Source organism: Lysobacter fragariae (genome assembly GCF_054779775.1).
Genome location: NZ_BAAGXP010000013.1, coordinates 80,348 through 102,749, shown reverse-complemented (window position 1 = coordinate 102,749; position 22,402 = coordinate 80,348). Strand labels below are relative to the sequence as shown.

Genomic DNA, 22,402 nt, shown 5'->3' with positions numbered 1-22,402 from the left:
AGGCGGGATTTGTGACATCACCCGCTGCGTACTTGCGCGTCTGACGCGGGCGCCCGAGCACTGACCATCCAGCAGGCGGCGGTAAAGCGGACTTCGGCTCCGTGTACATAGGGATCAAAGGCGGCGCGGACTGTTTCGACGACTCGTGCGCGGGTCAGGTCATCCAGTTCCTGCAGCATCACTCCGACGGGGCCAAGCCGGGTCAGGTAGGGCATCAGGTCTTTTTCGGGCAGGACACAGGCCACGTCGATCGGCTGGATATCGATCCCGGTCCAGCCGCTCGCTTCCAGGATGGCGTGGACACGGCGCTGGTCCGCAAACGCGAACTGCCCCGGCGCACCTGGTTGGCGGGCGGGGAGGTTCGGCAGGAGTGGCAGCGCGGCGCGTTCGGCCGTGGTCATGAATGGATTTTCCGAGGCACTTCGCCACGCGATGAAATGGAACCCGGCGTCGTTCTTTGCGGCGCGCCGCAGGTTCGCGAACGCTCCGATGGGATCGTCGAAGAACATGACACCGAAGCGCGAAATGAGCCGGTCGAAACTGGCCGGCTCGAATGCATGGTTCCCGGCATTGGCGCGAATGAAACTCGCGGGCGTGCCTTCCTGCTCGGCACGCGCCCGGGCAGCGGCGATCATCGGCTCCGAGATGTCGACGCCGATGCAAAGGCCCCCGACGCCGAGTCGCCGTGCGACGGCGAGCGTCGTGCTGCCGGTGCCGCAGCCGATGTCGAGAACACGGCTGCCAGGTCCGACCGAAGCTGCATCCACGAGCAGGTCCTGGAACGGTTCGAACAGTTGGTCGAGCAAGGACTGCGTTTCGACCCAGGCGCGTCCGGCTGGACCGTTCCAGAGCTTCGCCTGCCCGTCGTCGATCGTGTGCTTCGAATCCATGAACGTCTCCATTGCTTGCCATCTGGAAGTGGAAGCAGCACTGTGCAACTTCAAGTGGACTTGAGATCAAGAGATGCGGGAACTGAATATCGCCGAGGTCGTGCAGCGCTCTGGCGTTCCCGCCTCGACACTGCGGTTCTACGAGGAAAAGGGCCTTGTCGCCTCCATCGGCAGGCGGGGCCTGCGCCGCCAGTTCGATACCGGCGTGCTGGAACGGCTCGCGCTGATCGCGGTGGGACGCACCGCGGGTTTTTCGCTCGACGAGATCGCACTCATGTTCGCGCCGGACGGCCGCCCTCGCATCGATCGGCAGATGCTTACGACCAAGGCAGCGGAGCTGGACGCGACGATCCGCAAGCTGAGTGCCATGCGCGATGGCCTGCGGCACGCGGCGGCATGTCCCGCGCCGAGCCACATGGAATGCCCAACGTTCCGGCGCATCCTGCGGGTCACGGCGTCCGACGCTGTCGGGTCGCGAAGGAAGAAGGGTCAGGGCGGCTGATTTGCCTCGCGCTGCGAAGCTTGGTGGTTGCAGCGCGTCCGGGTTTCGTCCCAGCAAATTCCTGCAACGCACGGATCGACGTTTCCAGCGCAATGGCCGGCCGGCATGTGCGATCAAGGCAAAAGCAAGCACGAAGCGCAAATGGTCACGCTCACCTCCAAACTCTTTTCTTCATGAAATTGAAGAAACAACAGAGCCTGCAACTCCTTGCGCGGTCCGGGGCGCGACGACTAGATTGCCGCCCGCCGCGTAACCGGAGCGCAGCAAAGCGGGCGCAGCATCCAGCCGCGTTCTGCTGATGCGCAGGGGATAGACGCCGGCCTTCGCCATCGCATTGGATCGAAGCAGGCTGCCTTGCAGCAGTGGTCGACATCAATCGCTGCATTCACCGGCACATGGATGAGTGCATTCCGGGCACCGCGCGGGTCAGCTGAATCGCGTTGACTGTAGCTGGGGCCGCTGGCGTTGACCTTGGGTTTCATCTTCATCGCATGGGTAGTCCCGGTCGCGGCGTCAGGCTGCGACTGAAACCAGCGCAATCACAAAAAAGGAGCAGTCGATGTTGCAGGGAATGAAAGCAGTGGTCTGGTCAATCATGGCCGGTTCAATGGCGATGGCGGCCAGCGGCGCAAGTGCGCACGAAGGCACCGACGGACTGGAGGCCTACCTGGCCCGCGAAGCCAGGACCTACGTGTGCCAGAAAGTGGGCGCGGCCGGAATGCAGACGCGGTTGCTGCCGGCGCCGGGCGCGCGCGAAGTGATCGGGCGCGGTGGCTACCTGGGGCCGTGCGGGATCCATGGCGATCGCCAGGCGCTGGGCAACGGCACGATCAGCACCTACGTGCAGCTGACGCCGCAGGGCACGCCATGGGGCATCGGTTTCGAATTCCCGGCCACGATGCTCGACAACCTGCCGCACGCGGCCAGCGACGGCAACAACTGCTTCGATCTCGACAATGACGGCGAGATCGATATCGAAGGCGCTCACGGCCGCGAGGAATGCGTGGGTGGCCACGAGCGCATCCTGGACATGCCGGCGCCCGCCGCGGTCGCGCCGTTCAAGTGGGGCCTGGTGAACTGGAACGTGCATGGACATGAGCCCGCGCATGTCTACGACCACCCGCATTTCGACTTCCATTTCTACACACAGAGCCTGGCCGGGCGGAACCAGATCCACATGGGCCCGTGCGCGCTGCTGGTGGACTGCAACGACCTGGCCACCGGCACCCAGCCGATTCCGGCCGGCTACATGCACCAGGACTTCCTGGACGTGGGCGCGGTCGAGGGGCGCATGGGCAACCACCTGATCGACGTCAATGGCCACGAATGGGAGCCCGATGGCCATTTCAGCCAGACCTGGCTGTTTGGCAGCTACGGCGGCCAGGTGACGTTCTGGGAGCCGATGATCACGCTCGCCTACCTGCAGGCGCGGCCGTTCCGCTGCGTGAAGATCAAGCTGCCGCAGCGCTACCAGGTGGCAGGGTGGTATCCGACCGAATACTGCATCCGCTATCGCGCGGAGCGTGGTGAGTACACGGTGTCGCTGGAAGGCTTCGTCGCCCGCGCGGCGAACTGATCCACGCGCCGGCAGCCATGGAATCCCGGCCACTCGCCGGGATTCCGCAGGCCATTCCAAGGTCGTCGGAGGACGCTGCAATACTTCGAAGTATGTTCCCGGCCGCGCAGCAACGATGCAAAGGCGTGTATATTTCGCGCCGACAACATATGCATGGCGAAGGAACCGCCTAAGGACACGATGACCAACACGGACGTGGTTGAAGACACCGGCTCGCTGCGGCGCGCCATGAACCTGCTGGAAGGCAAGTACTCGCTGCACATCCTGCGTGAGCTTTCCGGTGGCGCGAAACGATTCAGCGAACTGCAGCGGCAGATCGCCGGCATCAGCCCCAAGACCCTGACCGACCAGCTGCGGCGCTACTCCAGCAGCGGCATCGTGTCGCGGCAGTCATTTGCGGAAATCCCGCCACGGGTGGAATACCGGCTCACCGACAAGGGGCGCGCGCTGCGCGGCATCATCGATGACCTGGAGTCGCTGGGTCGCGTTTTCGATGCCGAGACCGAAAGCGCCTGACGGCGCTGGCGCCCTGCCGCACGGGTCGGCCCGATTTGTTCAAGGCGTTGCCAGCAGTCGTCCGCGTTCCATGAACAGCACCCGGTCAGCGAGGTAGTCGACCTCGCTGCGCGAGTGAGTGACGTACAGCATCGGAATGCGCGTTTCGTCCTTCACCCGCTTGAGGAAGGGCAGGATCTGCTGCTTGAGGCGTTCGTCCAGCGACGACAACGGCTCGTCGAGCAGCAGCAGTCGCGGCGAATACAGCAGCGCCCGGCCGAGCGCGACGCGCTGGCGCTCGCCGCCTGACAGCAGGGTCGGGCGACGTTCGAGCAGCGGGCCGATTTCCAGCATCTGCAGCACGCTGTCGAGGTCGAACAGACGCTGGCCTGGTGTCAGGCGCTCGTATCCATAGAGCAAGTTGCGGCGCACGCTCAGGTGCGGAAACAGCTGCCCATCCTGGAATACCAGGCCGAAATGGCGCTCCCACGCCGGAACGAAGACGCGGCGCGTACGGTCGACAAGTACGTCATCGCCAATGCGCAGCACACCCGTCTGCGGCTTGAGCAGGCCCGCGATCAGCAGCAGTAACGTGCTTTTCCCCGATCCGGACGGCCCGCAGATGCCGGTCACGCCTTTGGCCAGTGTTGCGTTGGCTTCCAGCGCGAAGCCGCCCCGCGAGTAGCGCAGATCAAAGCTCAGCATGAGCGCTCCGATGGTCGGAATATCCCAGCCGGCGTTCGGCGCGCCAGCCGATCCAATGGCTCACCACCAGCGCGGCCACCGCCAGCGCGATCGACAGCAGGGCCAGGCGCATCGCGCCCGCTTCGCCACCGGGCACATGGGTCAGGGAGTAAATGGCCAGCGGCAACGTGCGGGTTTCGCCCGGAATGTTCCCGACGAAGGCCATCGTCGCGCCGAACTCGCCGAGACTGCGCGAAAAACACAACACGCAGCCCGCGATCAGTCCCGGTGTTGCCAGTGGCAGGGTAATCGTGGCGAACACGCGCCAAGGTCGTGCACCGAGCGTGGCGGCGGCGTGTTCCAGGCGCGCGTCGATCAGCCGGAACGCCAGCCGGATCGGCTGCACCATCAATGGGAACGCCATCACCGCCGAGGCCAGCACCGCGCCCTTCCAGGTGAAGGCGATGACGATGCCGAACTGCTGTTCCAGCCAATGTCCCACGGGACCCTGCGTGCCCAGCAGCAACAGCAGCAGGTAACCGGGCACCACCGGCGGCAGCACCATCGGCAGCTGCACCAGCGCGTCGACCAGGAATTTTCCGTGGAAGCGTCGCCGTTCCAGGCACCACGCCAACGCGATCGCCAGTGGCAGGCACAGCGCGGTCGACCACAGCGCGACCTTGGCCGAGAGCCACAGTGCCTGCGCTTCCTCCGGTGACAGCGTCATGGCGTCAGTGCTTGAGGACCGTGAAGCCCATGCGGCGGAACACCGCCGCGGCGGCGGGCGAGCGAAGGTAGTCGAGGAACGCGGGCGTCGATGCGCGTGCGTCCTTCACCTGCGCGAATGGATAGACGATAGGCGCGTGGCTGTCGTCGGGAAAGCGCGCGATGACCTCGACCTTGTCGCTGATCCGCGCATCGGTTGCGTACACGATGCCCGCGGCGCATTCGCCGCGTTCGACGAAAGCCAGTGCGGTGCGCACGTCGTCGGTGCCGACGACGCGACCCTCCAGCGCGCCCCACCAGCCCAGCTTCTCCAGGCTCTGTTTGGCGTAGACGCCGACCGGCACGACACCGGGTTCGCCCGTGCACAGCTTGCCCTTGAAGGCGCCGGCGATATCGAAGGAAGACCGCATGTGGACCTTGAAGCTGCGTCCCTTCGGCGCGATCAGCACCAGCGTGTTGCCAAGCAGGTTCACGCGCGAGGCGGGGGCGATGCGCCCCTTCTGCGCCACGTAGTCCATCCACTTGAGGTCGGCGGAGGCGAACGCATCGGCCGGCGCGCCGGCTTCGACCTGCTTTGCCAGCGCCGAGGATGCACCGAACGCGAGACTGGGCTGCGGGTGACCGGCGCGCTGCCACTGGCCGGCGATTTCCTCAAGTGCGTTGGTCAGGCTTGCCGCGGCGAAAACACGGACCGGTTCTTCCGCACGCGCGGTAGCGCAGGCGAGCAGTGCGAACAGGGCGACAGAGCGAAGCAACAGGACCATGGCCATCCATTGGGCGAAGCAAGCGAGCTGCATTCTGCCGCACGCTGCGGGAACGAACCACCGCGCGGCGAGGGCGAGTGTTCGCTGTGTCTGGAACCGCAGATCCGCGGCACTTCTACGACACCGGGGATATCCCGGGTCGACCGCGCACTGGCCTAAAGATCGGACGCGGGATGAGCGGCCTCGGTGGCGATGTGAAGCATCGACAATGGCGAGGAGTCCGGTTCGCGCAACAGCGTCTGTCGTGCGACGCGTTGCTCGGCCGGCGCCAGTCCGATCAGCCAGGCGACTTCGCCCGCGACCAGCGTCGCGACGGGCAGGCCATCGCGCCAGAGTACGCGAGCACCCTGTTGACGCGGAACCTTGGCGCCGACGACCACGGTGCCAACGAGGTTGAGCGGATCCAGCGCCGACAGCGCCAGCCATTGCCCGTCGTTCGCACGCTTGCGCACCTGGCGCAGCGCCGCGATGGCTTCGGGCAGGGCGAACTGCTCGCCGGACAGGCCCGTGATGAAGCGGCCGCCGCGGATCTCGCCGCGCGCTTCAAGCCGGTGGTACACGCGCAGCAGCTCGCGCCACGGTGGCAGCCAGGGGGCTTCGCGATCGAGTAGGCGCCAGCAGACCACGCCGTAGCGGCGCAGCAGGGTGCGTGCGATGTGCTCGACGGCTTCCGCGTCCACCGCTCTTGTCGCCGCGCCATTGCGGACGTCGCCGGAATCCTGCGGGGAAGCTGCGGCGCGCCGGGTCAGCGTCCAGCGTCCGGCATCCTCGATGCCGAACACGGCGCGGCGGCGGCCGTGCCTGCCGGGTGTCGAGGAGCGCCTGGATTGCGGCACCAGTAGTGCACGCAGGCCGGCGAAGCTGTCGCAGCTCACCCGGCCGCGGGCGACGAGTTCGGCCAGCGCATCTTCCAGCTCGGTGCGCAGCAGGTGCGCGTCGACGACCAGTTCATCGAAGAACGACGCGCCGTGCGCCTTCAGGCAATCGAGCACGCGTTGCGCGCGCGAGGAAAGGACCGGGCCGTCGTCGTTCTTCTGCGCGGCCAGCTGCGTCCAGCGCGACAGCTCGCGACGCGGCAGCAGCACGATGGGCGTCGCGCGCACGGGTGCGGCGCGCGCGGCGCCCGCTTCCGCGCTGGCGCCACGCAGGCGCGTCCACGCGATGCGGCCCGCGGTGCACAGGTCGTCCAGCCAGGTCAGCGAGTAATCGCTCACGCGCGCCGGCAGCAATTCGGTTTCCCATGCGCCGGCAGGGGCTTCAAAGCCTTCGAGCTGCGTCAGCACGCCCGCCAACGCTTCCGGCCCACTGACACGCGTCGCCCGCGACACGCGTTGCCAATCGAACAGGAAGCGCATGAAGTCGCGCGGATCGACCGGTTCGATCTCCCGCCGCAACTTGCCGATGGTGTAGCGGTGGATGCGCGCGAGCAGGTGGCGCTCGCACCATTCCTCTTCAAGGGCATGCGGAGTAAAGCGACCGCGCATCACGTAGCCCTCGCTTTCCAGCGTGAGCAGCGCAAGATCGATGTCGGAACGCGGCAGCGCCAGCGTAGCGGCGAGTGTCGATGCGGGGATGGGCCCCAGGCCGGTCATCCGCGAACGCAGCAGTTCGACCAGCGCGCTTTCGCGCGTCCAGGACTCCTGCGCGAATTCTGCCGGCGCTTCGATGGCGGGTTCGCACGTTGCCAGCGGGAACACGGTGGTGGCCTGCGGCAGGCGCTCTGCCGCGAACCACAGCTTCACGACGTCATTGGGTTCGCTGCCACCGCTCCGATTTCCGCGGCTATCCCGTATTCCGCTGTCGTCCCGAGCGCAGCGAGGGACCTGCTTTTCGTTGCCAGTCGCGACCACAGCAGATCCCTCGCTGGCGCTCGGGATGACAGCTGGGGGTGGGTCAATGGCAGCAAGCGGGGGGGCATCGGCGGGTACGGCAACCGCAGTGGCGCGATGTTCCTTCGCCAGCTTGCCCAGCCAGTCGCCCCACGCGTTCGCTTCGGCGTCCTCCTGCGTGACGTAGCCCAGTCCCATCAGCGCGTCGTGCATCTCGTCGGCGTTGCGCACCTCCGGCCAGGCCTGCGCGCGCACCTCGTCGATGGCGCCCGGATCCAGTCGTCCGAGGTCCTGCGCGCTGCTGGCATCGGCATCGGCATCGGCATAGCGACGCGCCATCACCGCCTGCGTGCGGCGTTCCTCCAGCGGCGCGTCGTCGAGGAAGGCATACGGACGCGCATTCAACGCTTCGGCGGCGAACGGCGACGGTCCGGTGAGGTCGCGCGCGACGATGCCCACTTCGCCGCTTTCCAGCCGACGCAGCAGGGTGAGCCAGCCTTCGGTGTCCATCGCCTCGTGCAGGCAGTCGTCGAGTGTCTGCGCAACCAGCGGATGGTCGGGTACCTCGCGTTCGCCGACCAGGTTTTCCGCGCAGGCGACCTGGTCGGGGAACACGGTGGCGAGCAGGTCCTCGGATTTCATCCGCTGCAATTGCGGCGCGACTTTCTTGCCGCCGACGAAGCGCGGCAGGGCCAGCGCGGTGGTCGCGTTCCAGCGCCAGCGCACGCCGAACAGCGGTGCGTCGAGCAGAGCCTGCACCAGTACGTGTTCGGCGGAGGACGAATGCAGGTACTTCGCCACTTCGATCAGCGGGAAGCTGTGGCTGGTCGAGAGCGACAGCACGATGGCGTCTTCTGTCGCCGACGCCTGCAGCTCGAAATTGAACTTGCGGCAGAAGCGCTTGCGCAGCGCGAGGCCCCAGGCGCGATTGACGCGGCTGCCATAGGGCGAGTGGATGACCAGCTGGGTGCCGCCGGATTCGTCGAAGAAGCGCTCCATCGCCAGGCACTGCTGCGTCGGCAACAGGCCGTAAGCGGCGTGCTGGCGGGCGAGGTAGTCGGCGAGTTGCGTCGCGGCTTCCGGGCTGAGGCCGACCTCGGTCGTCAGCCAGGTGATGGCGTTCGCCGTGGTCGCAGTGTTGTTGATGACGTCGGCGAGGCGGGCGACATCGGTGGCGTTGACGTCGCCGGGGAAAGTCGAAGGCGAGTCGTCGCCATCCGCTTCATCGCGCACCTGCACGACGGCGGTCGGCGCCGACAGACGTTGCGCGACCTCGCTGCGCAATCGCGACACGCCTTGCGAGAGCTCATCGCTGCGCCCCGGCGCTTCGCCCAGCCAGAACGGGATGCTCGGCGGCGCGCCCTTGGCGTCCTCGACGCGCACACGGCCGGGTTCGACGCGCAGGATGCGGTAACTGGCGTTGCCGAGCTGGAAGATGTCGCCGGCGATGCTCTCGATGGCGAAGTCTTCGTTGATCGTGCCGATCATCACCGCTTCTGGTTCCAGCACGACGTTGTAGTCGGCCATGTCGGGGATGGTGCCGCCGGACATCACCGCGGTCATGCGTCCGCCGGCGCGACCGCGCAGGCGCTTGTGCACGGCGTCGCGATGCACGTAACCGGCGCGCGTGCCGCGTCGGGTGGTGAAGCCCTCCGACAGCATCCTCACCACCGCGTCGAAGTCCTTGCGCTGCAGCTGCGCATATGGCCAGGCGCGACGGAACCAGTCGAACAGCGCGTCCTCTTCCCACTCGCGCGCGGCGACTTCGGCGACGATCTGTTGCGCCAGCACGTCCAGCGGTGCATGCGGCATGACCAGCGCGTCCAGTTCGCCGCGACGCACGCAGTCCAGCAATGCCGCGCATTCGACCAGATCGTCGCGCGAAGACGGAAACAGCCTGCCCTTGGGCACGCCGCCGACGTGGTGGCCGGATCGACCGACGCGCTGCAGGAACGCGGCGATCGCGCGTGGTGAACCGAGCTGGCAGACCAGGTCGACGTCGCCGATGTCGATGCCCAGTTCCAGCGATGCGGTGGCGACAAGCACCTTGAGCTGGCCGGCTTTCAGACGCTGCTCGGCGTCCAGGCGCAACTCCTTGGCCAGGCTGCCGTGGTGCGCGGCGACGTGTTCCTTGCCGAGTTTCTCGCCCAGGTGGCGCGCCGCGCGTTCGGCCATGCGCCGGGTGTTGACGAACACCAGCGTGGTCGAGTGCTGTTCGACCAGTTGCGCGATGCGCGCGTAGACCTGCTCCCACTGGTCGTTCGACATCACTGCCTGCAGAGGCGTCGGCGGCAGTTCCAGCGCGAGGTCGCGACGACGGGTGTAGCCGATGTCGACGATCGCGCAGTCGGGGTGAGGAGGCACGCTTGCGGACCACTGGTCCGCGCGCTGACGAACGCCCGGCGGCTGCGCCGACGGGCCGGGTGGTTGGGAATCAGCGGAATTCGGCGCCTCGCGCTCAATGTTTCCACTGCCGACGAGAAAACGCGCGACCTCATCGATCGGTTTCTGCGTCGCCGACAGCCCGACGCGCACCAGGCGTCGGCCGCACAGCGCTTCCAGCCGCTCCAGTGACAACGCGAGGTGGCTGCCGCGCTTGCTCGCGGCGACCGCGTGGATTTCATCGACGATGACGGTGCGTGCCGTCGCCAGCATCGCGCGGCCGGACTCGGACCCTAATAGCACGTACAGCGATTCGGGCGTGGTGACCAGGATGTGCGGCGGCTTCTTGCGCAGTTGCACGCGTTCGCCCTGCGGGGTGTCGCCGGTGCGCACGGCGGTGCGGATCTCGACGTCGGGCAGGCCCTGGCGCGCGAGCTCCTCGCGGATGCCTTCCAGCGGCGCTTCCAGATTGAGATGGATGTCGTTGGACAGCGCCTTCAGCGGCGAGATGTAGACGACGTGGGTTTCGTCCGACAGGCCCTGCGCCAGGCCCTCGCGCACCAGTGCGTCGATGGCGGACAGGAAGGCGGTGAGCGTCTTGCCCGAGCCGGTCGGCGCGGCGACCAGGGTGTTGCGGCCGGAGCGGATTGCCGGCCATGCCAGCGCCTGGGCCTCGGTAGGGCCGGGGAAGGTTCGTTCGAACCAAGCGCCGACGGCGGAATGGAATCCCGACAGCACGGAAGACGGGGGCGCGGCCTGCGGCATCGCCGGATTATCGCCCCCACCCGCGCAGACGGCCTGAATGGTGGCGGCCGTCGGGTACGCGGCCGCGCCGGGCGTGCTGCTGGCGTTGGCGCGCGGACTGAAATCGAGGCGGATCTGGCCCTGCATCCCGGTAGCGTGGCTGGCGGCCGTCTCAATACGTGAGACGCGACCGTGCCGGCTGGGCAACCACCCCCGGCCCGGCCACAATGCCGCCATGAACGACATCAAGACCGCGCCCGAGCTGTTGCAGACCGTGGAACACGAAACCGGCCCGGACCCGCAATGGACCGTGCTGTGGCTGCACGGGCTGGGGGCCGACGGCAACGACTTCGCCCCGATCGTGCCGGAACTGCTCACCCGCGATGGGAGCCGGCGCGGCTGGCCCGCGCTGCGCTTCGTCTTCCCGCATGCGCCGGTGCGCGCGGTGACCATCAACGGTGGCGCGCGGATGCGGGCCTGGTACGACATCCGCGACATGAACCTGGCCAATCGCGCCGACGAGGCTGGCGTCGATGAATCGGTCGCGCAGGTCGAAGCACTCATCGCCCGCGAGGCCGCCCGCGGCATACCCGCGTCGCGCGTGCTGCTGGCGGGCTTCTCGCAGGGTGGTGCGATCGCTTTGGCCACTGCGATGCGCCGGTCCACGCCGCTGGCGGGCGTGATCGCGCTGTCCACCTATCTGCCGATGGCGCAACGGCTGGTCGCGGAAACCGCTGCCAGCGCGAACCGGCAACCGGTGTTCATGGCGCACGGACAGTTCGACCCGGTGGTGCCGTACGCCGGTGGCGACTTCAGCGCGAAGCAGCTGCGCGAGCTGGGCTTCACCGTCGACTGGCATGCCTATCCGATGGCGCACCAGGTCTGTGCGGAGGAAATCTCCGACCTGGGCGACTGGATGCAGGCGCGACTGGCGGCAACGTGAGCGATGACGTGAACAACAGCAGCACCTCGAGCGGGACCACCGTGGGCGACCGCCGCCGGTGACCATGACCCGCGACCCAGCCGAACCCTGGCTTCCCGACCTGTGCCGGTTGCCGCGCCTGGCGGTGATGCTGGGCATGGCGGAGCTGGTGGTGGTCGTCCTGGCGCTTTCGCCCAACGGCGGCGCGGTGTGGGACCTGGACCGTTTCGTCACCGCCAGCGCGTTCTCGCTGTGGCTCGGCCTGACGGTGTCCGTGCTGCTGTGCGTGTCGCGCCACCAGCTTTCGCGCCTGCCGCCCGTGTCCGGTTCAGTGCTGGCGCTGCTGGGCGCGGGTGTGATCGCGGCGATCGGCGCGGCGATGGCGTTCATGGTCGACAACAACCTCGACTACGGCCTGGTGCCGCGCAACGTGTCGATGCTGCGCTTCGCGTGGGGGTCGGCGTCGGTGACGATGCTGATCACGGCGGTGGTGTTGCGCTATCTCTTCATCAACGACGGCTGGCAGGCGCAGGTACGCGCCAGTGCGCGTGCGGAAGCCGATGCCCTGCAGGCTCGGATCAAGCCGCACTTCCTCTTCAACAGCATGAACACCATCGCCGGACTGGTGCGCAGCGACCCGGTCGTGGCCGAGCGCGCGGTGCTGGACCTGTCCGACCTGTTCCGGGCCGCGCTGGGTGCCGGCGAGTCCGATTCGACCCTGCGCGAGGAAATCGAACTCACCGAGCGCTACCTCGCGATCGAGCAGTTGCGCCTCGGCGACCGCCTGCGGGTGCAATGGCACAAGGCCGAGCCCCTGCCGTGGCGACTGCTGATGCCGCGTCTGGTGCTGCAACCGCTGCTGGAGAACGCCGTGCTGCACGGCGTGTCGCGCCTGCCCGGTGGCGGCGTGATCGAGATCGCCCTGGCCTGCAACGGCCCTGAGCTCACCGTCAGCGTGCGCAACCCCGCCCCGCCGCCGCGCGAAGGCGACGTGCTACCCATGCTGGGCGAGGGGGCAGGGCCCCGCCGCGCGGGCAGCCGCCACGCACAGTTCAGCATCGGCCAGCGCCTGCGCTACGCCTATGGCCCCGGTGCCCGGATGACCGCGGAGTGGAACGAGGGCTACTATCAGGTCGACCTCAAGCTGCCGGTGGGGGAAGGGGACATCAACAGATGAAGGTAGTCATCGCCGACGACGAACCCCTCGCGCGCGAACGCCTGCGCGGCCTGCTGGCGGAAATCCGCGGTGTCGAGGTCGTGGCGGACGCCGCCGACGGCCACGAAGCGCTGCACGCCTGCGCCGAATTCCACCCCGACCTGGTGCTGCTGGACATCGCCATGCCGGGCATCGACGGCCTGGAGGCGGCGCGCCACCTGGCTGCCTTCGATCCGCGCCCCGCGGTCGTCTTCTGCACCGCATACGACGCACATGCCCTGTCCGCCTTCGAAGCGGAGGCCATCGACTACCTGGTCAAGCCGGTGCGCCCGGAGCGCCTGGCGGCCGCGATCGAACGTGTGCGGACCTTCGCGGCCGGCCGTGGCCAGGTGGAGGTCACCACGACCACGCCCGGCCCGCAACGCACCCACCTGTGCGCGCGTCTGCGCGGCAGCCTGCGCCTGATCCCGCTGGAAGACGTGCATTACCTCCACGCCGAGGAGAAGTACGTCATCGTCCACCACGCGCGCGGCGAGGACCTGATCGAGGAATCGCTGAAGTCGCTGGAGGAGGAGTTCGGCGAGCGCTTCGTGCGCATCCATCGCAATTGCCTGGTGGCGCGACATGAGATCGTCGAGCTCAAGCGCGGGCCGGATGGGCATGTGCACGCGATCCTGCGGCATGGGAAGCAGCCGCTGGAGGTGAGTCGGCGGTGTGTGGCGGGGTTGCGGGAGACGTTGAAGCACCTGTAGCGGGAACTTCGACGCGTCTTTGCTTGGCGATGTTGAAGCGCCTGCAGAATTGCCGTGGCGCGCGGATGTCCCATCACCGGGGGATAATGTCCCCATGACCCGCCTCCGCATCGCTACCCGCAAAAGCCCGCTTGCCCTGTGGCAGAGCGAACACGTCGCTGCCGCCCTGCGCGAAGCCCATCCCGGCCTCCAGGTCGAGCTGGTGCCGATGAGTACCCGTGGCGATGAGGTGCTGGACCGCTCACTCGCCGCCATCGGGGGCAAGGGGCTGTTCCTCAAGGAACTGGAGCTGGCGATGCTGCGTGGCGAAGCCGATTGCGCGGTGCATTCGCTCAAGGACGTGCCGATGGAGCTGGAACCGGGCTTCGCCCTGCCGGCGATCCTCGAGCGAGCCGACCACGCCGATGCTTTTGTCAGCAACCGTTACGACGACATCGCCGCGCTGCCGCACGCCGCGGTGGTCGGCACATCGTCGCTGCGTCGACAGGCGCAGCTGCGCGCGCTGCGCCCGGACCTGCAGTTGCGCGATCTGCGCGGCAACGTCAACACACGGCTCGCCAAGCTCGATGCCGGCGAGTACGACGCCATCGTGCTGGCCTGCGCGGGTCTGCAGCGGCTGGGTTTCGATGCGCGCATCCGTTCGCGCATGGATGCGCCGCACTGGCTGCCGGCGCCGGCGCAGGGTGCGATCGCGATCGAATGCCGCGAAGACGACGAGACCACGCGTGCGCTGTGCGCCAGCCTCGACCACGTGGACACGCGCATCTGCGTGGAGGCCGAGCGCGCCATGAACCGCGAACTGCACGGCAGCTGCCACGTGCCAGTGGCCGCGTTCGCATGGCTGGAAGGCGAGCACCTGCAGCTGCACGGACTGGTCGGCTCCGCGGTCGATGGTCGTGCCGTGCGCGCGAATGCACAGGGTCGCGGTGATGCACCCGAATGCCTCGGGCTCGATGTTGCGCAGGCATTGCTGGCGCAGGGTGCCCGCGAGCTGATCGGCGCCGCGGGTTAAGTCGGGCGACTGTGTCTGGCGTCGATCAGGCGCGCTGCGATCAGTCCTGACGAACGCTGCCTCAGTAGTACAGCGTCACCATGTGCTTGGCCTGTGCGAAGAACAACCAGCGTTCGACCAGCGCACCACCCAGCGCACTGATGGCCGCGAGCGCGAGCCACGGCGCTGCATCGAGGTGGGAAATGCACCACACCGGCAGCAGCAATAGCACCGGGATCACGGCGAAAAGCGCCACCGCAATCGCCCGCAGTTTGTCTGCGTGCTTGCGCGCGACGACGAAACCCATTTCGCGCGTCAGGTAGTTCGCCTCGGTGTGCGGGCGCTCGAACACGCTGACCGTGCGGCCGGGCAGGCCGACCGCATCGCCACGCGTCATCGGCAGCGGGGTGGTGTCGATGTCGCGCCAGTAGCGCCGCTTTATCAGCGCGAGCATGACCGCGACGAACAGGCCGCCCACCGCCACGTTGTTGTCGATCGGGGCGCCCAGACCGTCGGTGATCGCCGCGCACAGCAGTCCACCGGTGAGTAGCGCGAACAACAGGTACACCAGCACGACCGCGGGATGCCGCCACGCGGGGATCGGCGTCAGCGATGCGTAGATCATCGCGGTGCAGGCAACCGTGAGCGCCGAGCAGGCCATGAGCAATACCGTGCTGACCACCAGCCCGGTATCGATGGCGGCGACGCCGCGCGGGATGCTGTCGTCGCCGTGCGACGCGAACACTGTCACGCCGAAGATGGCAAGCAACGCCAATGCCGGCAGGTAGGTCACGATCGCCATGACGCCTTCGCGCGACAGCCACGACGTGCGCCATTGCGAGAACGCACGCCACGCGCGCAGCGGCTTGCCCAGGTGTGCCATCGAGCTGAACAGCCCTATCGTGACCAGCGCCAACGCCAGCAACACGCAGGCGAGCAGCGACTGCGCGCCAGTCCAGCGGAACAGCGCAGCGAAGGCGCTCCAGAACAACAGGCCATAGCCGGCGCCGGACAGGGTGGTGAAGAAGATGACGGAGAAGGCGGGGTTCATGCGGTCCTCGCTTGCGCGGCACTGCCGCGCGGACCGCATGGACGGGCAGGCAGGAAGCCTGCCCCGGGCGATCCGGAGCTGGTGATGTTTCGCCAGAAATGGCGGCGATGGGATGGGTCGAAGCAATGCATGGTGACTCAGCGGCTCAACACGCGGTCGAGCCAGCGCAACACTGGCGGCAGGGCGCTGGTGTCCAGCGTCTCCTCCGCGCCGCGTTTCGCTTCCTTTGCAGCTTCGTCCTGTCCGGTGCGGCGCGGCCGCGGCGGCAGGTAGCGGTTGACCGGCGCGTAGCCCAGTTCCGGCATCAGCGCGACCCCGCCGCGATCGGCGACCAGCTTCGACACTTTCGATTCCGGATCGCCCAGGTCGCCAAAGTGGCGCGCGCGGGTCGGGCAGACCTGTACGCAGGCCGGTTCGCGCTCGGCCTCGGGCAGGTTCTCGTTGTAGATGCGGTCGATGCACAACGTGCACTTCTTCATCACGCCTTCGACGTGCGAATACTCGCGTGCGCCATACGGGCAGGCCCACGAACACAGCTTGCAGCCGATGCACTTGTCCTCGTCCACCAGCACGATGCCGTCTTCCGCGCGCTTGTAGCTGGCGCCGGTCGGGCACACGGTGACGCATGCCGGCGTTTCGCAATGCAGGCAGGAGCGCGGGAAATTAAGCGTCATCGCCGGCTGCGCCATCATCTGCGCGAGGCTGGTGCCGGAACTGCACGCGGTTTGCGGTTTGTCCGCGGGCAAGCTTCCGTCGTGTAGACCCCCGGCCTGCAGGCTCCCGGCATGCAGGTTCAACGCATCGTGCGCGCCGGGATCGTGCGCGGGTGTCGCGAAGTCGGTCGCGGCGATCTCGAAACTGTGCACGCGATTGAACCAGACGCCACTGGGATCCTTGCCGTAGGGCTTCTCGTCGGTCAGTGGCGCGGCGAAACCGCCGGCGTTCCATTCCTTGCAACCCACCGCACAGGCATGGCAGCCCACGCAGGTGTCCAGGTCGATCACGAGCCCGAGCTTTTTCTTCGACGGAGGCGGCAGAGCGGTCACGGCGTGCGGTTTCCCTTTGCTTTCAACAACCACAGGCCGGCGACGAACAGCGCCAGCGCGCACAGCACGCTGGGCAGCAGGCCCAGCAGCACCATGCCAATCGAAGGTGCATCGCCCAGCGACGGCCCAAACGGTCCGATCACGCCGCTACCCAGCAGCACGATCAGCGCGAAGCCGAGCCCGACGCACAGGTAGCCGGCGAACGTCCTCGCGTTCATGCCTGCCCGCCCTTTGCGCGCGCGGCACGGAAGGTCGCGCCGTAGCGGAGCGGTGAATTGTCGGCTTCGGCGAACCCAAGCGGCTCGAACTGCGGCTGGCTGGCGGTTGCCGGCGGCGCCTTCGCGATGCGCACGCGCAGGTCGAACCACGCGGCCTGGCCGGTGACCGGATCGGCGTTGAAATAGTCGCCGCGCGGCGTGATGTCGCTGATCAGGTGGTTGAGCAGGAAGCCCTGGTTGCTCTCGGGCGCGTCCTTGCCCAGCCGCCAGGCGCCCTTGCGCTTGCCGATAGCGTTCCACGTCCACACGGTATCGGGCTGCACGTTGCCGGCGAATTTCGCCTGCACGGTGATCGTGCCCTGGTGCGAGGTCACGGTGATCCAGTCCTCGTCGGCAAGGCCATGCTTCGCGCCGGTGTCGGGATGCAGGTACAGGTAGTTGCGCGTGGCGATCTGTCGCAGCCACGCATTCTGCGAACCCCACGCGTGGTACATGAACATCGGCCGCTGGGTGATCGCGCTGAGCGGGAATTCACGGTTCACGTCGGCGATCTGGTCGCCTTCGAACGGCTCGTACCAGATCGGCAACGGGTCGAAGTAGGTCGCCACGCGTTCGCGATGCTGCGCCGGCGGCTGGTGTTCGCCGAATCCGAGTGCGGCGAGGCGGAACTTCTGCAGCGTTTCCGAATACAGCTGCAAGGTGATCGGCGCGGTGCCGGCGAGGAAGCCCATGCGCTGCGCCCATTCGAGGTAGCCGCGATTGGCCATCTTGTAATAGCGCGCGTCCTCGGGGATCTCGCTGCGCCAGAAGCCGCCGTTGTCGATGTAGCGCTGCAGCTGCTCCGGATTCGGCGCGCCCTTGGCTTCCAGCGAACCGTCTTCGCCACGCCAGCCCGCGAGCAGGCCAACGCCCGGTGCGCGTTCGTGGCGCTGGATGTAGTCGGCGTAGTCGCGGTATTTCGGCGAGCCGTCCTCGTTGCATAGGCCGGGCAGGCCAAGTCGGCCGCCCAGGTCGATCAGCACGCTCTGGAAGCCGCGCACGTCGCGCGGCTTGCCTTCGTCGGCGCGTTGCGTCGCCGAGTCGAGCACCGGATGGCGGATCGCATCGATCGCCGCATCCGCGTCGGAAATCGGCCGATCCAGCATCGAGATCGCATCGAAGCGTTCAAGGTACGTCGTGTCCGGCAGCACCAGGTCGGCGTACGCGACCATCTCGCTGGCATAGGCGTCGGTGTAGATGATGCGCGGGATCCTGTAATCGCCGGCGTCATCCTTGTCGGTGAGCATCGCCATCGTCTCGCGCGTGTTCATCGACGAGTTCCAGCTCATGTTCGCCATGAACATCATCAGCGTGTCGATCTTGTACGGATTGCCGGACCAGGCGTTGCGGATCACGCTGTGCATCATGCCGTGCGCGGACAACGGATACGCCCACGAATACGCGTGATCGATGCGGCGCGGATTGCCGTCGGCGTCGACGACCAGATCCTCCGGCGCGTGGACGAAGCCCAGCGGGGCCGCGTCGAGCACGCCATTGGCCTGTCGCGACTTGCCGGGGCGGTTCGGTGGCGCGATCGGCTTGGGGAACGGCGGCTGGTAACGGAACGAGCCTGGCGTATCCACCGCGCCGAGCAGCAGCTGCAGCAGGTGCAGCGCGCGGCAGGTGTGGAAGCCGTTGCTGTGCGCGCTGATGCCGCGCATCGCGTGCATCGCGACGGGGCGGCCGATCATCTCGCTGTGCTCGCGGCCGTGCGCATCGGTCCATTTCACCGGCAGGCGGATTTCGTTGTCGAAGGCGGCCTGCGCCAGTTCGCGCGCGATGCGGCGGATGGTGTCGGCGGGAATGCCGCAGCGTTCGCTCACCGCGTCTGGCGCGTACTGCGGGTCCAGATAGCGTTCGACGACGAGGTGGAAGACAGGCACGGCGCGGCGGCCATCGTCGAGCACGTATTCGCCCACGACCGCAGGGCAGATGTCGATGGCATCGGCGCGGACTGCCGCCCCCTCCCTTTCGCGCAGCGAAGGGGAGGGTTGGGGTGGGGTGCTTTGGCTGTTGCTTGCGGCCACCAAGCCAGAATCAAAAGCGACCCCCTCCCGGCCTCCCCCTTGCGCTTCGCGCAAAGGGGAGGAGAAGGCGCGGTTCCAGCACAACGGATGCCCGTCGGCATCGCGTGCGAACAAACCGTCGTCATGCCCATGCGGGTTCTGGACCACCAGCCAATGCGCGTTGGTGTAGCGCACCAGGTAATCCAGGTCGATGCGGTCGGCCTTGAGCAGCTCATGGATCAGCGCGAAGGCGAACAGGCCATCGGTGCCGGGGCGGATGCCGATCCATTCGTCGGCGATCGCGCCGTAGCCGGTGCGCACCGGATTCACCGCGACGATCTTGGCGCCGTGCGCCTTCAGCTTGCCCAGCCCGAGCTTGATCGGATTGGAGTCGTGGTCTTCGGCCACGCCCCACATCATCAGGTACTTGGCATGTTCCCAGTCGGGTTCGCCGAATTCCCAGAACGAGCCACCCAGCGTGTACAGCCCGCCGGCGGCCATGTTCACCGAGCAGAAACCGCCGTGTGCGGCGTAATTCACCGTGCCGAACTGCTGCGCCCACCAGCCGGTCAGCGCCTGCGACTGGTCGCGGCCGGTGAAGAAGGCGAGTTCGTCGGGATTTCGTTCGCGGATCGGCGCGAGCCACGAGGTCGCCAGCTCCAGCGCCTCGTCCCACTCGATTTCCTTGAATTCGCCCTTGCCGCGTTCGCCCACGCGCAGCAGCGGCTTGTCCAGTCGCGCCGGCGAGTAGTGCTGCATGATGCCGGCCGAGCCCTTCGCGCAGAGCACGCCCTTGTTGACCGGGTGCTCCGGGTTGCCCTGGATGTAACGGACCTTGCCGTCGGACAGCCACACCTTGATGCCGCAGCGGCAGGCGCACATGTAGCAGGTGGTGGTCTTGACCGTGTCGCCGGGCGAGGGCGAATAGTCGATCACGGGCTCGTTGGGAGCTGGCACATCGGTAACGGGCTTGGAAGGCATGCGCATGGCGCGCATTGTAGGGCGGGCCTTGGCCAGCCGTAGCACCATCGTTGGCCAGAACGCGTTGGCTCCCAGTGCACTGGCGGGTCAAGACCCGCCTTGTACGACTGGGATTTGTCGGTGGCAGCGGCGTCAGGCGTAGCCTTTACTGCGGCGGATCGACCGCGATCGACGGATCGTTGAAGCGCGAATAGCGGGTGGTGACGGTGAACGGGTTTCCGCGCTCGCTGCCGTGGACGACGATCTGCATCGGCAGGTCGTGGCCGTCGATCCACATCGTCACGTCGGTCGGCTTGGGCTGGGTGTGGTGGACGACGTACTTGCGCGTAGCGGTGCCGTCCAGGGTTTCACTGCCGAGCGATTCCACGGTCATCCCGGCCTGCACCTCCTGCATCCGCGCCGGATCGCGCCACTGGGTCAGCGATCCCGGCTGCATCGGCACCTGCATGGTGCGGCCGCGCATGCTCATGTACATGGTGTCGCCGATCACCACCTGCGTGCCCATGCCTTCCATGTTCATGCGGTAACGGTCGGGTGCGACGAAGTCGACTTCGTTGTTCATCGCGCTGCGGGCGCCGCCGTCCAGGCGCATGGTGGCGTGGTAGCTGCGCACCGCGACGAACTTCGCCATCGAGCCCTTGATCGTGTCCAGCGCGCTGGCGGATGCCATGCCCGATGCGGGCGCAGGCGTGGCCGCGTCGTTCGCTGGCGCGAGCTGTGCGTTTGCCGCCGGTGCGGCGGCGGCCGGTGCTGCAGCTGCGGTGTCGGTCTGGCGCTTGCACCCGAGCAGTGCCAGCGGCGCAACGAGGGCGAGGGCGAGCAGGGACGGTGAGGACCAGGAACGGGACATGCGCAGCTCCATGACGGGTGACTCCAGAAGGGATGACCTGCGCGCAGCCTAACCCGAGTCCCCCGGGGTGCGCGTCCACCCGTCACGCCCGGCCGTGCGCCGGTCCGGAACCAGGAGTTCGATAGGGAGCCGGGCCGCTGCGGACATGTGCGCCGGTCGCGCGGGCCGAGCAGGCAGCGCATGACTGTCCGGCATGCACGCCATTCACGCCATAATCGCGCCATGGAACGAATCGAACGCATCCACGCCCTGCATCGCATCCTCAGCGCCTCGCGCTATCCGGTCACGGTGCAGCGCCTGCAGGACGACCTTGAATGTTCGCGCGCGACGGTCTATCGCGACCTGGCCTACCTGCGCGACTACCTGATGGCGCCGGTGATCGGCAACGGCGAGGCGGGCTTCCGTTACGACCACAACGATGCCCAGCGCTTCGAGCTGCCGGGCCTGTGGCTGAGTTCGGAAGAACTGCATGCACTGCTCGCCGCGCAGCAGTTGCTGATGCGCAGCGGTGGCGGCGTGCTGTCCACTGCGCTGGCGCCGTTGCAGCAGCGCATCGAGAAGCTGCTGGACGAGCACGCCGGCGGCCGTCGCCTGCCGGTGGAGCGGGTGCGCGTGGTGCCGCACCGCACGCGCAAGCTTGATGAGACGTCGTTCCGCATCGTCGCCACGGCGGTGCTGGATCGCAAGCAGCTGACCTTCGAGTACCGCGCGCGCTCCACCGATGAGCGCACGCGTCGCACCGTCTCGCCGCAGCGCCTGACCCATTACCGCGACAACTGGTATCTCGATGCCTGGGACGCCGACCGCGATGGGCTGCGCAGCTTCTCGGTGGATCGGATCAGCGCGGCAAAGGTGTTGGAAGCGTCCGCGCGCGACCTCCCCGAGGAGGATCTCGACCGCCACCTGGCTTCCAGCTACGGCATTTTCTCCGGCACGCCCAAGGGCTGGGCCACGATCGTGTTCAGCGCCAAGGCCGCACGTTGGGTCGCCGATGAGCATTGGCATTCGCAGCAGCAGGGCCGCTTCCTGCCCGACGGCCGCTATGAATTGAAGGTGCCCTACAGCGCCGGTCGCGAGCTGCTGATGGACGTGATGCATTACGGCAGCGACGCGGAAATCGTCGAGCCGGCCTCCCTGCGCGAGCAGGCCCGGACGTTACTGTCGCTCGCGCTGTCCAACTACGGGCACTGACGTCACGGACGATGCGTGGACGCGCCACCAGCGTCCACGCCGGCATGCCGGATGCGACCGGTCCGGCGCCGAGCCGGGCTTGGGCCGCGAGCAGTCGCAGCCCGTGAGATGCCACCGCGCAACGCTGGCTCCACACCCAACGGAGCCCGCGCCATGCGCCACGCCGACCGCAACCCCAACGCCATCGAGGCCCCCCTCGAAGCCTCCCTCGACGCCCTGCCGCGCTATGCGTTGGCGATTGGTCTAGCCCTGGTTGTGCTGCTGCCGGCGGCGCGCGGCTTCAGCCAGACGCTGGGCTGGCTGCCCTTGTGGCTGTTGGCGATGCCCGCGGTGGCGCTGTGGGCGCTGCGGCTTTCCGATCGCATGCGTCGTGATGGGGACCAGGGCGCGGTGAGGCCGGACCACTCGACGGCCGCCCGGCGCCGTCGCTCCGAACCGCAGGCGCGCCGTCGCAATCGCCCGGCGCTGCGCCCGGGGGTCTCCCGCGCGGCTTGAAGAAGGATTTGCGGAGGCTGTCGGCCTGCGCCAGCAATGAAGTCGGGCATGACGTCGGGCACGGCCGCCGCCGCGAACCCGTGTGCTAGCGTGCGGACCTTCCCACCCTACG

18 protein-coding genes and 2 pseudogenes are annotated in these 22,402 nt (G+C 67.5%); 9 read left to right on the top strand and 11 right to left on the bottom strand.

Annotation, left to right across the window (positions count from 1 at the left end):
• Window positions 1-17: 17 nt before the first annotated feature.
• On the bottom strand, window positions 18-890 hold the full coding sequence (locus tag ACYVD7_RS13965) for a class I SAM-dependent methyltransferase (RefSeq protein WP_460764417.1): 873 nt from the start codon (window positions 888-890) through the stop codon (window positions 18-20).
• A 73-nt stretch (window positions 891-963) separates the two neighbouring features.
• Between ACYVD7_RS13965 and ACYVD7_RS13960 the strand changes: the two genes are divergently transcribed.
• The 3 genes from ACYVD7_RS13960 (at window position 964) to ACYVD7_RS13950 (ending at window position 3,484) form a co-directional block, all read left to right on the top strand.
• Window positions 964-1,392: a helix-turn-helix domain-containing protein gene (locus ACYVD7_RS13960; protein WP_460764415.1), complete on the top strand. Its 429-nt coding sequence runs from the start codon at window positions 964-966 to the stop codon at window positions 1,390-1,392.
• A 559-nt stretch (window positions 1,393-1,951) separates the two neighbouring features.
• Complete coding sequence (locus ACYVD7_RS13955; protein WP_460764413.1) at window positions 1,952-2,968, top strand: hypothetical protein; 1,017 nt, start codon at window positions 1,952-1,954, stop codon at window positions 2,966-2,968.
• A 180-nt stretch (window positions 2,969-3,148) separates the two neighbouring features.
• Window positions 3,149-3,484: a winged helix-turn-helix transcriptional regulator gene (locus tag ACYVD7_RS13950; RefSeq protein WP_460764411.1), complete on the top strand. Its 336-nt coding sequence runs from the start codon at window positions 3,149-3,151 to the stop codon at window positions 3,482-3,484.
• Window positions 3,485-3,523: 39 nt separating this feature from the next.
• Here the strand turns inward: ACYVD7_RS13950 and ACYVD7_RS13945 are convergent, their stop codons facing one another.
• The 5 genes and pseudogenes from ACYVD7_RS13945 to ACYVD7_RS13925 form a co-directional block, all read right to left on the bottom strand.
• Window positions 3,524-4,168, bottom strand: a complete 645-nt coding sequence (locus ACYVD7_RS13945) for an ATP-binding cassette domain-containing protein (protein WP_460764409.1) — start codon at window positions 4,166-4,168, stop codon at window positions 3,524-3,526.
• Window positions 4,155-4,874 (bottom strand): molybdate ABC transporter permease subunit, encoded by a 720-nt coding sequence (gene modB / locus ACYVD7_RS13940; RefSeq protein WP_460764407.1) that lies wholly within the window; start codon window positions 4,872-4,874, stop codon window positions 4,155-4,157. The genes ACYVD7_RS13945 and modB overlap by 14 nt, the downstream gene beginning before the upstream one ends.
• Before the next feature lie 4 nt (window positions 4,875-4,878).
• Window positions 4,879-5,637: a molybdate ABC transporter substrate-binding protein gene (gene modA / locus ACYVD7_RS13935; protein ID WP_460764405.1), complete on the bottom strand. Its 759-nt coding sequence runs from the start codon at window positions 5,635-5,637 to the stop codon at window positions 4,879-4,881.
• Window positions 5,638-5,792: 155 nt separating this feature from the next.
• Window positions 5,793-9,818: pseudogene (locus ACYVD7_RS13930) on the bottom strand (Lhr family helicase); the annotation flags it as partial.
• Between the two features lie 210 nt (window positions 9,819-10,028).
• Window positions 10,029-10,613: pseudogene (locus tag ACYVD7_RS13925) on the bottom strand (DEAD/DEAH box helicase); the annotation flags it as partial.
• A gap of 214 nt (window positions 10,614-10,827) precedes the next feature.
• Between ACYVD7_RS13925 and ACYVD7_RS13920 the strand changes: the two are divergent.
• From ACYVD7_RS13920 to hemC, 4 genes are all read left to right on the top strand, one after another.
• The gene (locus ACYVD7_RS13920; protein ID WP_460764403.1) at window positions 10,828-11,535 is read left to right on the top strand and encodes an alpha/beta hydrolase; all 708 of its coding nucleotides are present in this window, start codon (window positions 10,828-10,830) and stop codon (window positions 11,533-11,535) included.
• Between the two features lie 64 nt (window positions 11,536-11,599).
• Entirely contained in the window at window positions 11,600-12,691 is a 1,092-nt protein-coding gene (locus tag ACYVD7_RS13915) for a sensor histidine kinase (protein WP_460764401.1), read from the top strand.
• Window positions 12,688-13,422 (top strand): LytR/AlgR family response regulator transcription factor, encoded by a 735-nt coding sequence (locus tag ACYVD7_RS13910; RefSeq protein WP_460764399.1) that lies wholly within the window; start codon window positions 12,688-12,690, stop codon window positions 13,420-13,422. The genes ACYVD7_RS13915 and ACYVD7_RS13910 overlap by 4 nt, the downstream gene beginning before the upstream one ends.
• A 94-nt stretch (window positions 13,423-13,516) precedes the next feature.
• Window positions 13,517-14,434, top strand: coding sequence for a hydroxymethylbilane synthase (gene hemC / locus ACYVD7_RS13905; RefSeq protein WP_460764397.1), 918 nt, complete (start codon window positions 13,517-13,519; stop codon window positions 14,432-14,434).
• Window positions 14,435-14,495: 61 nt separating this feature from the next.
• Here the strand turns inward: hemC and ACYVD7_RS13900 are convergent, their stop codons facing one another.
• The 5 genes from ACYVD7_RS13900 to ACYVD7_RS13880 all read right to left on the bottom strand — a co-directional run bounded on the left by ACYVD7_RS13900 (window position 14,496) and on the right by ACYVD7_RS13880 (window position 20,604).
• A complete protein-coding gene (locus tag ACYVD7_RS13900; protein ID WP_460764395.1) occupies window positions 14,496-15,464 on the bottom strand; it encodes a dimethyl sulfoxide reductase anchor subunit family protein in 969 nt (322 codons plus the stop codon).
• Window positions 15,465-15,601: 137 nt separating this feature from the next.
• On the bottom strand, window positions 15,602-16,510 hold the full coding sequence (locus ACYVD7_RS13895; RefSeq protein WP_460764393.1) for a 4Fe-4S dicluster domain-containing protein: 909 nt from the start codon (window positions 16,508-16,510) through the stop codon (window positions 15,602-15,604).
• Window positions 16,507-16,728 carry a hypothetical protein gene (locus tag ACYVD7_RS13890; protein ID WP_460764391.1) on the bottom strand — a complete coding sequence of 74 codons (222 nt, stop codon included), beginning with the start codon at window positions 16,726-16,728 and terminating at the stop codon, window positions 16,507-16,509. Before ACYVD7_RS13890 ends, ACYVD7_RS13895 begins: the two co-directional genes overlap by 4 nt.
• On the bottom strand, window positions 16,725-19,760 hold the full coding sequence (locus tag ACYVD7_RS13885) for a molybdopterin oxidoreductase family protein (RefSeq protein WP_460764389.1): 3,036 nt from the start codon (window positions 19,758-19,760) through the stop codon (window positions 16,725-16,727). Before ACYVD7_RS13885 ends, ACYVD7_RS13890 begins: the two co-directional genes overlap by 4 nt.
• Window positions 19,761-19,899: 139 nt before the next feature.
• On the bottom strand, window positions 19,900-20,604 hold the full coding sequence (locus ACYVD7_RS13880) for a LolA family protein (RefSeq protein ID WP_460764387.1): 705 nt from the start codon (window positions 20,602-20,604) through the stop codon (window positions 19,900-19,902).
• 222 nt (window positions 20,605-20,826) lie between these two features.
• On the opposite strand from ACYVD7_RS13880, the gene ACYVD7_RS13875 reads away from it, so the two are divergent.
• On the top strand, window positions 20,827-21,795 hold the full coding sequence (locus ACYVD7_RS13875; RefSeq protein ID WP_460764385.1) for a helix-turn-helix transcriptional regulator: 969 nt from the start codon (window positions 20,827-20,829) through the stop codon (window positions 21,793-21,795).
• Between the two features lie 153 nt (window positions 21,796-21,948).
• Window positions 21,949-22,290 carry a hypothetical protein gene (locus ACYVD7_RS13870; RefSeq protein WP_460764383.1) on the top strand — a complete coding sequence of 114 codons (342 nt, stop codon included), beginning with the start codon at window positions 21,949-21,951 and terminating at the stop codon, window positions 22,288-22,290.
• The last annotated feature ends 112 nt before the right edge of the window (window positions 22,291-22,402 follow it).